Source organism: Coprobacter secundus subsp. similis, from assembly GCF_015097275.1.
GTDB classification, from domain to species: Bacteria; Bacteroidota; Bacteroidia; order Bacteroidales; family Coprobacteraceae; genus Coprobacter; species Coprobacter secundus.
The window spans coordinates 3,857,004-3,871,656 of record NZ_AP023322.1; the positions used below are offsets into that span (position 1 = coordinate 3,857,004).

The 14,653-nt window shown below is 37.6% G+C and carries 13 protein-coding genes; 8 read left to right on the forward strand and 5 right to left on the reverse strand.

Annotated features, from left to right (window positions below; genetic code table 11):
- The first annotated feature begins 204 nt into the window (after window positions 1-204).
- The 7 genes from Cop2CBH44_RS15305 to Cop2CBH44_RS15335 all read left to right on the forward strand — a co-directional run bounded on the left by Cop2CBH44_RS15305 (window position 205) and on the right by Cop2CBH44_RS15335 (window position 9,333).
- Window positions 205-615 (forward strand): DUF6789 family protein, encoded by a 411-nt coding sequence (locus Cop2CBH44_RS15305; RefSeq protein ID WP_021930924.1) that lies wholly within the window; start codon window positions 205-207, stop codon window positions 613-615.
- A gap of 244 nt (window positions 616-859) precedes the next feature.
- Window positions 860-1,870 carry a LacI family DNA-binding transcriptional regulator gene (locus tag Cop2CBH44_RS15310; protein WP_200755154.1) on the forward strand — a complete coding sequence of 337 codons (1,011 nt, stop codon included), beginning with the start codon at window positions 860-862 and terminating at the stop codon, window positions 1,868-1,870.
- A gap of 79 nt (window positions 1,871-1,949) precedes the next feature.
- Complete coding sequence (locus Cop2CBH44_RS15315) at window positions 1,950-3,737, forward strand: L-fucose isomerase (RefSeq protein WP_021930921.1); 1,788 nt, start codon at window positions 1,950-1,952, stop codon at window positions 3,735-3,737.
- 6 nt (window positions 3,738-3,743) lie between these two features.
- On the forward strand, window positions 3,744-4,964 hold the full coding sequence (locus tag Cop2CBH44_RS15320; RefSeq protein ID WP_021930920.1) for a DUF6786 family protein: 1,221 nt from the start codon (window positions 3,744-3,746) through the stop codon (window positions 4,962-4,964).
- A gap of 28 nt (window positions 4,965-4,992) precedes the next feature.
- Complete coding sequence (fucP, locus tag Cop2CBH44_RS15325; protein ID WP_021930919.1) at window positions 4,993-6,420, forward strand: L-fucose:H+ symporter permease; 1,428 nt, start codon at window positions 4,993-4,995, stop codon at window positions 6,418-6,420.
- A 15-nt stretch (window positions 6,421-6,435) separates the two neighbouring features.
- Window positions 6,436-8,091, forward strand: a complete 1,656-nt coding sequence (locus Cop2CBH44_RS15330; RefSeq protein ID WP_200755155.1) for a ribulokinase — start codon at window positions 6,436-6,438, stop codon at window positions 8,089-8,091.
- A gap of 90 nt (window positions 8,092-8,181) precedes the next feature.
- Window positions 8,182-9,333: a glycoside hydrolase family 172 protein gene (locus Cop2CBH44_RS15335; protein ID WP_416336725.1), complete on the forward strand. Its 1,152-nt coding sequence runs from the start codon at window positions 8,182-8,184 to the stop codon at window positions 9,331-9,333.
- A gap of 144 nt (window positions 9,334-9,477) precedes the next feature.
- Here the strand turns inward: Cop2CBH44_RS15335 and Cop2CBH44_RS15340 are convergent, their stop codons facing one another.
- The 5 genes from Cop2CBH44_RS15340 to Cop2CBH44_RS15360 all read right to left on the reverse strand — a co-directional run bounded on the left by Cop2CBH44_RS15340 (window position 9,478) and on the right by Cop2CBH44_RS15360 (window position 12,792).
- A complete protein-coding gene (locus Cop2CBH44_RS15340; protein WP_200755156.1) occupies window positions 9,478-9,858 on the reverse strand; it encodes a YbaN family protein in 381 nt (126 codons plus the stop codon).
- 3 nt (window positions 9,859-9,861) lie between these two features.
- On the reverse strand, window positions 9,862-10,830 hold the full coding sequence (gene fmt, locus Cop2CBH44_RS15345; protein ID WP_021930915.1) for a methionyl-tRNA formyltransferase: 969 nt from the start codon (window positions 10,828-10,830) through the stop codon (window positions 9,862-9,864).
- A gap of 150 nt (window positions 10,831-10,980) precedes the next feature.
- On the reverse strand, window positions 10,981-11,259 hold the full coding sequence (locus Cop2CBH44_RS15350; protein ID WP_021930914.1) for a tetratricopeptide repeat protein: 279 nt from the start codon (window positions 11,257-11,259) through the stop codon (window positions 10,981-10,983).
- Between the two features lie 102 nt (window positions 11,260-11,361).
- Window positions 11,362-12,495 (reverse strand): CapA family protein, encoded by a 1,134-nt coding sequence (locus tag Cop2CBH44_RS15355; protein WP_200755157.1) that lies wholly within the window; start codon window positions 12,493-12,495, stop codon window positions 11,362-11,364.
- 69 nt (window positions 12,496-12,564) lie between these two features.
- On the reverse strand, window positions 12,565-12,792 hold the full coding sequence (locus Cop2CBH44_RS15360) for a putative signal transducing protein (protein WP_021930912.1): 228 nt from the start codon (window positions 12,790-12,792) through the stop codon (window positions 12,565-12,567).
- A 220-nt stretch (window positions 12,793-13,012) separates the two neighbouring features.
- Here Cop2CBH44_RS15360 and Cop2CBH44_RS15365 point away from each other — a divergent pair, with 220 nt between their 5' ends.
- Window positions 13,013-14,641: a DUF6383 domain-containing protein gene (locus Cop2CBH44_RS15365; RefSeq protein WP_200755158.1), complete on the forward strand. Its 1,629-nt coding sequence runs from the start codon at window positions 13,013-13,015 to the stop codon at window positions 14,639-14,641.
- Window positions 14,642-14,653 lie beyond the last annotated feature (12 nt).

Consider the following 14,653-nt stretch of genomic DNA (forward strand, 5'->3'; position numbering starts at 1 on the left):
AGAATAGTAAGAGGGGGGAATTTTATCTTTTTCTTGGAAAGGATGTGAAAGAGGTATTGTATTTATACTTGTTATTGGAAATGAGGATGGATAATCCATTTTCTCAGGATAGTATTCTGTAAAGGCGGGTAAAGAACCGATTTAAAAGCTAAACAAAAGTCGAGATATAAGTGTTTATGGAAGGATAGGATAAAGAATAATCTTATGAAAAAGTTACAATTATCTCTGATTGGTGGTTTTTTTGCGACTGTTTTTTTACTTTTAGTAATCGGGGTTGAAGATATGACTGGTATTTTGTCGTTTGATACTCCTAAATTTCTGATTGAGTGGTCAAGTGGAATTATTTGGGTCGAGTGGTTAATACACCTACTTTCTGGTTGGTTATTTGCTATTATATATTCATTTCTTTTTATTAGGGTCTTGGCATGGATTCCTTCCAATGTATTTAGAGGAACTGTATATGGACTTCTGATTGCTATACTTTTACAGGTTATCATGTTTATGACCGACAGTGAAATAATGGAGAATGATTTGTTGATGGCTTCAGCAGGTATAGCTATGGCCTATATTGCATATGGTGCAGTATTAGGAATGATAGTAAATGGTAAGAAATAGATTATTTTGTTATATTAACTGTTAACTATTTTTAATATTTAAGTATTTATTGTACTTTTAGTATTGTTCTCAATATCTTTTGAGTATTATTTTAATAATAACTTATTATAACGAATTAGCAAAATATTTGTAATTGCTATTTTTATGTTTATATTTGCACTAATAGAGGTCGTTAAAGAATATATATCAGTTACGAAAAAACATATTACGTTGTTATTAGTAAAAACGTTATAATTAAAATACCATGTCATCACTGAAGAAAATATCCTTAAAAGACATTGCCGAAGTTGCGGGAGTATCGACAGCATTAGTCTCATTTGTATTGAATGGCAAAAATAAGGAGTATCGGGTAAATGAAAAAACGGCCCAACGTATATTAGAGATTGCTCAGAAGATGAATTATCAACCCAATATTGCAGCTAAAAGCCTTAGGAGTGGCAGAACTAAGACAATAGGAGTGGTAGTATCAGATATTTCTAATCCCTTTTTTGCGCAATTAGCTCGTATATTGGAGGATGAAGCTGCAAAGCGTGGGTATACGGTGTTTTTTGGCAGTTCTGACGAAAGTACAAAAAAGATGGATTGTATAGTTGAAAAACTTATAAACAAAGGGGTTGACGGGCTGATTATAGTACCTTGTGAAAATTCAGAGAGATCTATAATTTCGTTGATAAATAATAATATTTCTATTGTTCTTTTCGACCGTTATTTTCCTGATATAAATGTCAGTTATGTAGCTTTAAATAATTGCAATGCAGCTTATACAGCAACGAAATATTTATTAAACTCAGGTTATACTGCGCCATGTATGGTCGCATATGATGTTGATTTGGTTCATATGAAGGAACGTATTCGTGGATATAAGAAAGCGCTGAGTGATGCCGGTAAGAGGCAACAGGCAAATGTTATTTTTTTGAAACAGGATGCGCCAAGAAAATCTGCTGATAAGCTATTGCCTAAGGCTATCAATGAAGGTGCGGATGCCTTTTTATTTGCAACAAATATGATTGCTTTGGCTTGTTTGTATGTAATCAAAGATTTAGAGCAAAAGACTGTTCGTAAATTAGGATTAGTGGGTTTTGACGGTAATCCGGTATTTGATTTTTTCTATGCTCCTGTATCTTATGTTCAACAACCGATAGAAATGTTTGCGATGAAATCATTGGAGATATTAATAGATAATATGGCCAACGGCAATGTAGTGCAATCGGTGCTGGCTGAGGGAATGCTAGTTGAAGCTGGTTCTTGCAAATAAAATATTTTATTTGCATTTGCTTAATCGTTTTAGTCTTTATAGTGTATGTGGTTTATATAATTTTTTATAGTTTATAAGTATGATTAGATCTAAGCTCATTGGTGAAAAACCAAAAATTGGAATCAGGCCTATTATTGACGGCCGTCGTGGAGGTATTCGTGAATCATTGGAAAGTATGACTATGACTATGGCTAATAAAGTAGCTGAGCTTTATTCTACATCTTTGCGCCATAGTGATGGTACGTTTGTAGAATGTGTAATTGCTGATACAACTATAGGAGGTGTAGCAGAAGCTGCTATGGCTACTGAAAAATTTCGTAATAGTGGTGTTGGTGTAGTACTTTCTGTCACACCTTGTTGGTGTTATGGATTCGAGACCATTGATATGGATGGTGATATGCCGAAAGCTATTTGGGGATTTAATGGTACAGAACGTCCGGGAGCAGTTTATTTAGCATCAGCTTTGGCGGGACATACTCAGAAAGGATTGCCTGCATTTGGTATTTATGGGCGAGATGTTCAAGAAGTCAATGATGTGAACATTCCAGAAGACGTTAAAGAAAAGTTGTTACGTTTTGCTCGTGCAGGTTTGGCTGTTGCAACCATGAAAGGTAAATCTTATCTTTCAATAGGTAGTGTATCTATGGGGATTGCAGGTTCTATTCCTAATCCAGACTTTTTTCAGGAATATTTGGGGATGCGTAATGAATATGTGGATGCTAGTGAGATAGAGCGCCGTATTCAGTTGGGAATTTATGATCATGAAGAATTCAAACGAGCTATGGCATGGACTGAAAAATATTGTAAAATTAATGAAGGTAAAGATTTCAATCCAGCCCATTTGGTATATTCTCGTGAGGAGAAAGATGCATGTTGGGAGTATGTGGTGAAGATGACTCTTATTTTCCGGGATTTGATGATTGGTAATCCAACATTGGCGGCATTAGGGTTTAAAGAGGAGGCCATGGGACATAATGCAATTGTTGCAGGTTTTCAGGGGCAGCGTCAATGGACTGATTTTAAGCCTGATGGTGATTTTTCAGAAGCTATATTGAATAGCTCATTCGACTGGAACGGTATACGAGAATCCTTTATTTTTGCTACTGAGAATGATACGCTAAATGGTATATCTATGCTTTTCGGACACCTACTTTCGAATACATCGCAAATCTTTGCTGATGTTCGTACTTATTGGAGCCCTAAAGCGTTGGAACGTGTCATAGGAAAGAAACCTGAAGGTAGGGCTGCCAATGGTTTTATTCATCTTATTAATTCTGGTTCGTGTACACTGGATGGAACAGGTTGCCAGACTCGTGATGGCAAGCCGGTGATGAAGCCGTTTTGGGAGATATCCGTAAAAGAGGCTGAGGATTGTTTAGCTGCAACAACGTGGTATCCTGCCGGGCGTGAATATATGCGTGGTGGAGGTTTTTCTTCTCAATTTCTTACTCGAGGTGAAATGCCGGTTACCATGTGTAGGTTGAATCTTGTTAAAGGTCAAGGTCCTGTACTTCAAATAGCTGAGGGGTGGGCTATAAATTTGGATGATGAAGTATTTAAGATTATTAATAAACGTACAGATCGTACATGGCCTTCTACTTTCTTTGTGCCTCGATTAACAGGCAAAGGTTATTTTCGGGATGTATATACGGTTATGAACCATTGGGGTGCTAATCATGGAGCTATAGGGTATGGGCATAACGGGGCAGATTTGATTACCTTAGCTTCTATGCTTCGTATACCGGTATCTATGCATAATGTTTTTGAGGAAGATATTTTTAGACCTAGTGCATGGTCTGCTTTTGGTGAAGATATGGAAGGTAGCGATTATAGAGCCTGCAATAATTACGGACCTCTCTATAAATGAATAAATATGAAGATAATCAATTTAAAAGAAAAACTGCTTGTAGGTATAGTTATTATACTTATATCCTGTGGTGGAAAAAAGGAAGTGAATATGGGAAGTTATGCTTATGATGCTCAGTTTCTGAAAGATAATGGGGTTGAATTTATAGAACTGGTTTCTAGTGATGGGAACTCGAAAGTGATGATCGTGCCGGTGTGGCAAGGCAGAGTAATGACTACTTCAGCTTCGGGTGATGACGGTGATAGTTATGGTTGGATCAATTATCGTTTTATTCAAGAAGGAAAGGTGAGTCCTCAATTCAATCCGGTAGGGGGAGAAGAACGTTTTTGGTTGGGTCCTGAAGGCGGGCCATTTTCTCTATACTTCAAACGAGGGCAGGAACAAGTTTATGAAAACTGGATGGTTCCAAGTGTTATTGATACGGAGGCTTTTGTTATTGAATCTCAAGATTCAAGTAATGTTCGTTTTGTGAAAGATACTCGTTTAACTAATGCTTCGGGGACTGTTTTTGATATAAACATTGAGCGTCAGGTGTCATTGATGGATACGGAAGAAGTTATAGCTGATTTTGGTCTGGAACTTCCCAAAAATGTAAAAATAGTTGCCTATAGGAGTGATAATAAGATTACCAATATAGGTAATAGTCCTTGGACGAAGGAAGGTGGACTCGTATCCATATGGATGCTTGGTTGTTTTAATCCTTCTTCTACTACAACCGTCTTTATTCCATACAAAAAAAATGTAGAAGGAGCGATAGTAAATGATGAGTATTTTGGCAAGATTCCTGAAGATAGGTTAATTAAAGAGGATGGCATTATTTATTTTAAAATTGATGGAAAATACCGTTCTAAGTTGGGGGTGCCGGCTTTACGTGCTACGAATCTTTGTGGAAGCTACGATTCTTCAAAGGGGGTATTGACTATTTTATGGTGTAGTTTACCTGAGGTTCCCTCTGTATATGTAAATGGTCAATGGGGAGAACAGGAAGATCCGTATGCAGGGGATGTCATTAATTCTTATAATGATGGTCCGGTAGAAGATGGTTCTATCATGGGACCTTTTTATGAAATTGAAACATCTTCTCCCGGGGAAGAACTTGTACCGGGGGCATCGTTAGTGCATATACAGAAAGTGATTCATATACAAGGAAAAGACGAACAATTAGCTCCTATTGTACAGAAATTGTTCGGTGCAGATTTAGATGTAATAAAAGCAAAGTTCCAATAAGGTAGTTGTATTATAATATTGAATTGATATGGAATCGAATAGAATATTACCGAAGGGAATCCTTTTTCCATTCATTTTACTTACTACATTATTTTTTGCTTGGGCTGTTCCGAATAATCTTACAGATACGATGTTGGCTGCATTTAAGCGGATAATGAGTATCAGTGATTCGAAAACAGCCTGGATACAAATCGTCTGTTATTTACTAGGATATGGGTGTTGTGCGATACCGGGAGCATTGTTTATTAAAAAATATACTTATAAATCCGGGGTAATGCTGGGGCTTGGTTTGTATGCTTTAGGAGCTTTATTGTTCTATCCGGCGATGCTTAGCTCGGAGATTAATATTGAGGTCAGTTTTTTTATGTATCTGTTAGCTATTTTTATTCTTTTTGCTGGGCTTTCTGTTTTGGAGACGTCTGCCAATTCGTATGTTTTGGCAATTGGTCCTGATAGTACAGCTACACGTCGCTTGAATTTGTCGCAGGCTTTTAATCCGTTTGGTGCCATTGCAGGAGTAGTCATTAGTCAGGTTTTTATTCTTTCTCAGTTGAACATGTTGACTGCTTCGGAACGTAATTTACTTCCGGCTAATGATTTAGCTGCTATTCAGAGAGAAGAATTGAATGCTGTCACTATGGCATATGTAATACTTGGATTGGTAATGCTGATATTGTTATTTGTTATCTGGATTACAAAAATGCCTAATTTAAGGGAAAAGGAAGATAAAATTGAATTTGCTGCTACTTTTCGTAGATTGATAAAGAATAAAAACTATGTATGGGGAGTTGTTGCACAATTTTTTTATGTTGGGGCGCAAATTGCTGTGTGGTCATTTGTTATCCGTTATGCTATGGTACAATTGAATTTTGATGGGGTATTGGCATCTTTAGGCAACGATCCCTCTGTTGGTGTCATTATAGATACATTGCGCCATGTTGAGCCCGTTGCTGGTGCGTTTTATAATGGTTGTGAATGGCTTGGGCTGAATGATTTGTTACCACGTACGGCCGAGCAAGCTGCAGCAACTTACTATATTATGTCGCTTATGCTTTTTGTTCTCATGCGTTTTTTGTGTACAGGGATAATGAAATATGTGAAAGCGTATAAACTTTTGACAGTTCTTGGAGTTCTTGCAGTATTGTGTTGTGTTGGTGCTATGTTCGGTAGAGGTGATTTCGGGGTATACTGTGTGATAGGTATTTCAGGATGTATGTCGTTGATGTTTCCGACTATTTATAGTTTTGGACTTATGGGGTTGGGAAAGGACACAAAAATCGGTGGTTCCGGTATGGTAATGGCTATTGCAGGTGCTGCTGTTCTAACTCAAATTCAAGGTATTGTTTCTGATCAGACAGGTAGTATTATGACTGCTTATATTGTTCCTGCTATTGGATTTGCCATTGTTGCTTATTATGGATATTTTATTGCGAGGAAGCAAGTGTCGGTTAATTAAATAAATATTTTTGCGATGATTGAATCTGATAAAAAATATGTTATAGGGATTGACTTTGGTACAGACTCTTGCCGCGCATTGATAGTGAATGTTTATAATGGTGATGAGGTTGCTGTGGGTGTTAGTTTTTATTCTCGTTGGAAGGAGGGTTTGTATTGTGATGTACGGAATAATCAATACCGTCAGCATCCGTTGGATTATATTGAATCTATGGAGGAGGCCATACATGCAGCATTATCTGATTTGGCGGGAGAAGAAATAGCTTCTATTTGCGGGTTATGTTTTGATACAACCGGTAGTACACCGGCTTTGGTAGATTGTGATGGAATACCATTGGCTCTGAATCCGGCATTTGTGGAGGATCCGGATGCCATGTTTATTCTTTGGAAAGATCATACAGCAGTTCATGAAGCTAAACAAATAAATACTCTAATCAAAGAACGACATCTTGATTATTTGATCTATGAGGGAGGAACCTATTCTTCAGAATGGGTGTGGTCTAAGGTTTTGCATGTCCTGCAAACCAATCCTAAGGTGGGAGATGCTGCTTATTCATGGGTAGAGCATTGTGATTGGATGACAGGATTGGTTGTTGGGAATACGGTTCCGGAGAAGATGTATAGAAGCCGTTGTGCGGCAGGGCATAAGGCTATGTGGCATGAGCAATGGTCTCTTCCTTCGGAGAAATTTCTTTCGGAACTTCATCCGAAGTTGGGTGCCATGTTGCCTCATCTTTATACAAAGACTTATACCAGTGATACGAAAGCGGGAGTTCTTACAGCCGAATGGGCCGATAAACTGGGTCTTCCTGAAGGTATTGCTGTTGCAGTAGGGGCCATTGACGCGCATATGGGAGCCGTAGGGGCTTCGATAACTCCGGGCGTACTTGTCCGTATTATCGGGACTTCGACCTGTGATATCTTAGTGGCTGATAAAAAAGAGATTGAGGACCGTTGTATCGAAGGTATTTGCGGACAGGTAGATGGGTCGGTCATTCCCGGATTAGTTGGTTTTGAGGCCGGCCAGTCAGCTTTTGGGGATATTTATGCTTGGTTCAAGGAGGTACTGGCGTGGGGATTGAAGAGTGTTCCTGACGGAGAGATGAAGCAGAAGATATTGGATGGAATGTTGGTCGAGCTTACACGTGAAGCTGAGGCCATTGAACCTACTCATAGAAGTATCGTGGCTTTGGATTGGTTGAACGGACGGCGTACACCGGATGCTGATCAGAATGTAACAGGTGCTATTGCCGGCCTTACATTGGGGAGTCATGCTCCAGAAATTTTTCGAGCATTGGTAGAGGCTACGGCTTTTGGTTCTCGGTGTATTGTCGAGCATATGAAAGAGCAGGGATTACGTATTGATTCGGTACATGCTATCGGTGGTATTAGCAAAAAAGCTCCTTTTGTGATGCAGACTTTGGCAGATGTATTGAATATGCCTATTCGCGTTGTCCGTTCTGAGCAGACTTGTGCTTTGGGAGCTGCTATGTTTGCGGCTGTAGCGGCGGGCATATATCCAGATGTCTCAGAAGCGATACAGTATATGGGGACGGATATCGAGTCGGAATATAGGCCTGAAGAGAAACGTCATATCGTTTATGAGAATCTTTATAAAAAGTATCTGGAGTTGGCTAAGCTATCTGAAAATATAAAATCGATCCATGATTGAATTTGATGTAATATATTAATATTATTAATTTTTTAAACACACGAATTTATGAAGAATTATTTTAAAATTGTATTGTTCTTGCTTATAGGGATGGGGCTGTGTACTCTTCCCGGTGTATCACAAGAAAATGTCTCAGGTGAATTATATGACTTGGCAAAGGTGAAAAATGGAGTCAAAAATCACCGTATCAGTAGTTATGATAGAAGTGGAAATAACCGGGATCATTTGAAAAATATCAAACCAGGAGAAACTCGTACAATAGCTGAAATATCGGGTTCGGGCATTATTAATCACATTTGGATAACGATGGCTCCGGGTCCGGACCGTCTATGCAGAAATGATGTGATTATTCGTATGTATTGGGATGGCAATGATTATCCTTCGGTGGAATCTCCTATCGGGCCATTTTTTGGGCAAGGCTGGGACGAACAATATAATTATGCAGCATTTCCATTGTCTGCGGGGCCAGGTAATGGAACAGGTTTGTCTTCCTATTTTACTATGCCGTTTGCTAAAGGTGCCCGTATTGAAATAGAGAACCAGACAAATGAGACGATAGGCTCTTTCTATTTTTATGTAGATTATCTTGAATTGAAAAAATTTCCAAATGATATGGGGCGTTTCCATGCTTGGTATAATCATGAATTGACCGAGGCTCTTCCTGAAGGGGAAACTGAATGGGGAGCTACTGGAAAGGAAGGAGAGAATAAAACAGGTGAAAATAATTATGTATTTGCCGATATTCAAGGTAAAGGCCATTTTGTGGGTATAAATTATTATGTACATTGTCCTACTACTATGTGGTATGGTGAAGGAGATGATATGTGGTTTATTGATGGAGAGTCAGTCCCTTCGATGATTGGAACTGGTACGGAAGATTTCTTTAATACATCTTGGTGTCCGAAAGAAGTTTTTTCACATCCTTATTTTGGTTATCCGCGAGTGAATAATGATTTTGGATGGTTAGGACGTACACATGCATATCGTTTCTTTATAAATGATCCTGTGTTTTTTGAGAAAAGTTTGAAGGGGACAATTGAACATGGGCATAATAATAATCTGACTTTGGATATTGCGACCGTAGCTTATTGGTACCAGGATAAAGCATCAGTACTACCTAAAGCACCTACAAAGGAAGAACGTAGTTTAAAACCAATGATAAATTCAACAGATATACATAAATGGCGTCATGAATGGAGAAAAAATAAAGGAAATGGCGCTACGTTATGGGGAAATGAGTAAATGCCATAAATTATTGATAAGGTTTTCTTGAAAAAATAGATAAGTTACTACTTGTATTTTGACTAAAAAAGACTATAATTGCGTACCTGATATGCCAATTATAGTCTTTTATTTTTTCGGGTTAAATACAGGGAAGTTAATAGATTATTTTTTCAATGTTTTGAATAACAGTAGATGGCAAGTAACTCCTGCAGCGACAATTAATAGTAATATCGTTATCCATAATTTGTTGACCAGATATATTGATAATAGTATTGTTATCCATAAGGTAGATATAGAGATGATTTTATTTTGGATGGATATAGCGTGGTATAGACGATAATTGCGTATACAGTTACCGAAAATGGGAACTTTCATCATGCGCTGGTAAAGTTTGGGGGATGCTTTGGTGTAGCACCAGGCTGTAAGCAACCAAAATGGGGTAGTAGGAAGTACAGGAAGAAAAAGTCCCAATGCACCTAATAGCAGACAGAGCGAGCCTGCTATTAGCAAAAAAATTTGAGTAATGGATGATGATTGACTCATCGTCTAAATAAAACGGAATCTTTCATCAATAGTAAACCCTCGAAGCAATTCGTCTGCATTTAATCGTTTTTTTCCAGCTAGTTGTAACGTTTTGATGCGTAAGAGACCATCGGTACAGGCAACATCAATATATTTTTTTCCGTCACAGCGTATTTCTCCTGTTTTCATTTTTGTATTTTCCGATAAGCATGTAGTTTCATATATTTTTATTGGGTACCGTGTACCGTCAGGAGCTTCGAGTTCACTCCATGCCGATGGGTAAGGCGAGAGTCCTCTAATTAGATTATGTATTTTCTTTACAGAGTTATTCCAGTCGATGCGGCAGGTTTCTTTGAAAATTTTTGGGGCAGGCTTGAGAGGGATGTTATTTATCATCGATTCTTGTTCTATGGTGTTGACAGTACCATCGAGTATCATATCTACGGTCTGAGAAACCATTTCTGCACCCATTATCATGAGACGATCATGTACGGAACCGGCATTATCCGTATCACTGATAGTCATACGTTTTTGTAGTATTATTTTTCCTGTGTCGATTTCGTGTGTCAGAAAAAAAGTTGTGGCACCGGTTTCTGTTTCTCCATTAATGATGGCCCAGTTTATTGGAGCTGCTCCTCTGTATTGAGGTAATAGAGATGCGTGTAAATTAAAGGTGCCGAGTCGTGGCATATTCCAGACTACTTCGGGTAACATACGAAAAGCAACAACAATCTGCAAATCGGCTTTCCACTCATGTAAAGCGTTAAGGAATTCTTCATTTTTTAATTTTTCGGGTTGTAATAAAGGCAGATTTTGAGATAGAGCGTATTCTTTAACGGGGGAAAATTGTATTTTATGACCGCGTCCAGAAGGCTTGTCGGGCATAGTGATGACACCTACCACATTGTAATTATTTTCGATTAGATGTCTAAGGCTCTCAACTGCAAAGTCGGGAGTTCCCATATATACTATTCTGAGGTCTTTTTTCTCCATTATGTTTTGCTTCGTTTTTTGAATTAAAAATAATAAATGGCAAAATTACATATTTTACTTTGAATAAGTATACCCCTCTTTCAAGGAGAGGAATACCTTGATATTTTTGTAGTTAACAAATTAGTCCGGTCTGAATAATTTATATAAAAATTATGGATTATAATCCGGATTGATAAAATTACGAATATCCAGTAATACGCGGTAGGCTTCAGCAGCAGGGCTGTGTGCGTTTATTTCCGTTGCGCTTGTATAATAAAACATTGCCATTTTCATATTTCCTTGTTTTCGGTATACATTGCCCATTAAATAGTAGGCTTCATCGTCTTCTTTGTTTGTCTCTATCCGGTGAGAAAGAAGATGAATGGCTTCATCGAGACAATTATTGTCAATCAATGATTTTATATGATTTGTAGTCATATCGTAGTCCATAACCTAAATATTAAGTATTACAAAGATACAAATATGATGACTAAAAATGAATTTGTTTTTAGTTAAGAATGATGTGTGGATAATAAAAAATGCATTTGGAAATTAATTTGTAATTTCTTTTACACCAAAACTATATTGCTCCATTAAAGAGCGGGTATCACTGACAAAGCGAGAGATAGATGTCCAAAGATGTTGGGGAATTGAATCTTTTTTTTCTGTGATATGAGTGAGAGGCAATATTTCGTATCCTGGACCTGCTCCATGTGCCGGACGACGAGTAAAATGCAAGATGTAGCCGGCTGAGATGATTCGAATCTGTTCGTGTTCTTTACAGATTTTTACTTTTAGCATAATTCCTCCGTCACAATATCTTTTTTGCATATTAGAAACAAAATTTCCTAATGAATAGGCTACGAGAGATTGAGCAGAACCTGCTGAATCAGTGTGTAATTCGATAGGTTGTACAACATGAGGGTGTGATCCGATAATGAGTTGTACTCCGTTTTTTTCTAACCAATTTGCCAGTATTTTTTGATTTTTGTTTGGATACCGATGATATTCATCTCCCCAGTGCATACAAGCAATTAACAATTCTGCACCTTTATTTCGAGCCGAGTTTATATCTTGCTTTATTAGGAGTGTATCTATAAGATTTACAACAAAAGGGGCTTGAGGGGAAATACCGTTTGTTCCGTATGTATAGTTAAGAAATGCGATGTGGATGTTGTTGACTGTTTTTATCATGGGATAGTTATGCTGTCGTTCCACGGAATTTCGATAAGTTCCTATATGAGTGATAGATAGAGAGTCTAATTGGTTAAGAGTACGTTGAGCTCCTTGGGTGTAACGGTCGAGACAATGATTATTTGCTGTCAGGAAGATATCGAATCCGCATTCTTTTAATGCTTTGGCGAATTCGTCGGGAGAGCTGAATTGCGGATAGCCGGTATATGGTTTATCCCCCAATGTGGTCTCAAAATTTATTATTGAAATATCAGCTTGGGATATGATGTTTTTGACTGGGGCCAGACAGGATGTATAATCGTATCCTGCATCGGTACGAGCAGAGTTAATTTGGGGCAGATGTTGCATGGCATCACCTCCAAATAACAAAATAAGAGTGTCGGCAACAGGAAATTCTATTGCTTCTATTTCTTTATTGGCAGATGTTTTTTTATTAGTCACTTGTGTACAAGCTACTGATATGAGTAAGGCTGCTATAAAGTATTTTACCATTGATTTCAGATTATGGTTGGAATTATTCTTAGAAGTATTGTTTCCTATTATTATAGTTGGGAAACAATTTTATTCTTTTATAAAATTGCCCAAAATTTGGTCAGCTATAGAAATGTCTTTTTCAAATAGTTGTAATCGGACTCCACTTATATCTTCATTGAAAATAGGATAGAGTGTTGACATGTTTTCGTTTGACAAGAAACAAGGTACTCCGTTTGCTTCAAGTATATTTTTTGCTTCGTGGGCTTCATATACATTCTGAAATGTTCTGTATACGACAATTTTACTATCTTCCATAATTCTCTTTTTTCCAAATATAGGAAAAGTCGGTCATATAACCTCTTATAATTTTGATAAAGTTATTGTATAGTGTTGTTGTGAAATGTCATGATGAAGTTAAAATGATATGAGAATGAAATCGTAAGGTAGAATGTTTGTCATTTGTTTGTTACATCTTCCCGATATTTTTGTCTTGAGTTTAAATGTATAAGTATATAATTTAGCTAAAAGTATGATTATGAAAAAATTTTACTTGAAATGTGTAGTTGCTGTTGTGATGACGTGCTTGTGTTTGGGTCAGTTGGCGGCTAAAGAGGTGGTGATATTAAGTGAGGATTTTAATGTGATAGCCGCTGATGGTGTGTTTGGGACAAGCGGATCGACAGCTAATGGAAAATTGGATTTGGGGAATTCTGGTTGGATAGCCGAAAATGGATATGCTGCAGCTGGAGTGGTAAAACTTGGTTCGAGTTCTAAAATGGGTAAATTGGTAACTCCCTTATTGGGAAAAGCAAAAGCAGGAGCTTTTACAATGACATTTAAAGCATGTACGTGGGATGGAGATAAAACAGATATAAAGATATTGCTGAATGATTTGGAGATAGAAACAGTAACGGGACTTCCAGAGGTAGATAGTGATGCTGGTAAAATGAAGACATTTACAGTGACAGGAATGTTGACTGGAGCGACAGATAAGATTGCTTTTGTTGCGTCGGCAGCTAGTAAAAAGCGTTTTTTTATTGATGATGTGGTAGTTACTCAAATAGAAGCGGATGGTACACCAACAATCAGTGCTGTATCTTCTTTAGATTTTGGCGCAGTGGAGAGTGGTGGGACAAAATCTTTATCATTGGATATTATGGCATCAGATTTGACAGATGATATTTCGGTTCACTTATCCGATGAAATAAATTTTACTACCTCAGGAGAGTTAACATCTGCCGGTGGGTCGTTGACAGTCGCTTATCGGCCTTCTGTTATGGGAAATCATAAGGCAACCTTGACATTAACCAGTAGCGGTGCTGAGAGTGTAGAAGTAGAATTGATAGGGACATGTAAGAAATTATCAGCTTCTGATATTGCTGAATTACGTTCATTGTATAAGGAAGGAGATAATACTGTATACACATTCAAAGGAACGGCCATAGTAACCTTATCTTCATCATCGAGAAATGTTAAATATATACAAGATGATAGTGGAGCTATATTAATTGATGATGCCAGTGGGATAATTCAGGGTAATTATGTATCTGGAGATGAAATAGCATTGATACAAGGTACGTTATCGGAATATTTTGGCATGTTACAATTTGTTCCTGTTTCTGATGCTGTAAAAGGGGAGTCAGGTAAAAAGGTGATTGCAGAAGTAAAGAATCCTTCGGAAATCGCGGTAAGAGATCAAGGTAAACTAATTCAGGTCAAAGGGGTGGAATTTGTGGAAACCGGAGTCTTTGAAATTAGTACAAATTATTCATTGAGTGGCTATGAAAATCTGCCGGTTCGTATACAGTATAATGATTTGGCTTGTGTTGGTCAGAATATACCGGTTGGAAAACAGGACATAACGGGAGTTGTATTAGTTTATGAGAGAAATGGTGAGTCTCAGACGCAATTGGTTCCTGTTGAAATAAAGGCTTCTGAAACAGTTTCGATGGAGACTGATATGGTAGCAGAAACGGAAGTATATGCTGCTAACGGATATATATATGTCAAGGGTGCAATCGGAACAGAAATAGAAGTTTATAATCAACAAGGTGTTTTAGTACAGAAAACCTTCTGTGATTCTCAGAAAGTTTCTGTTGCTCTTGCTAAAGGATTGTATATAGTGAAAACTAAAGGAGTGACTCATAAAGTTGTTCTATTCTGATACTTTGTATGT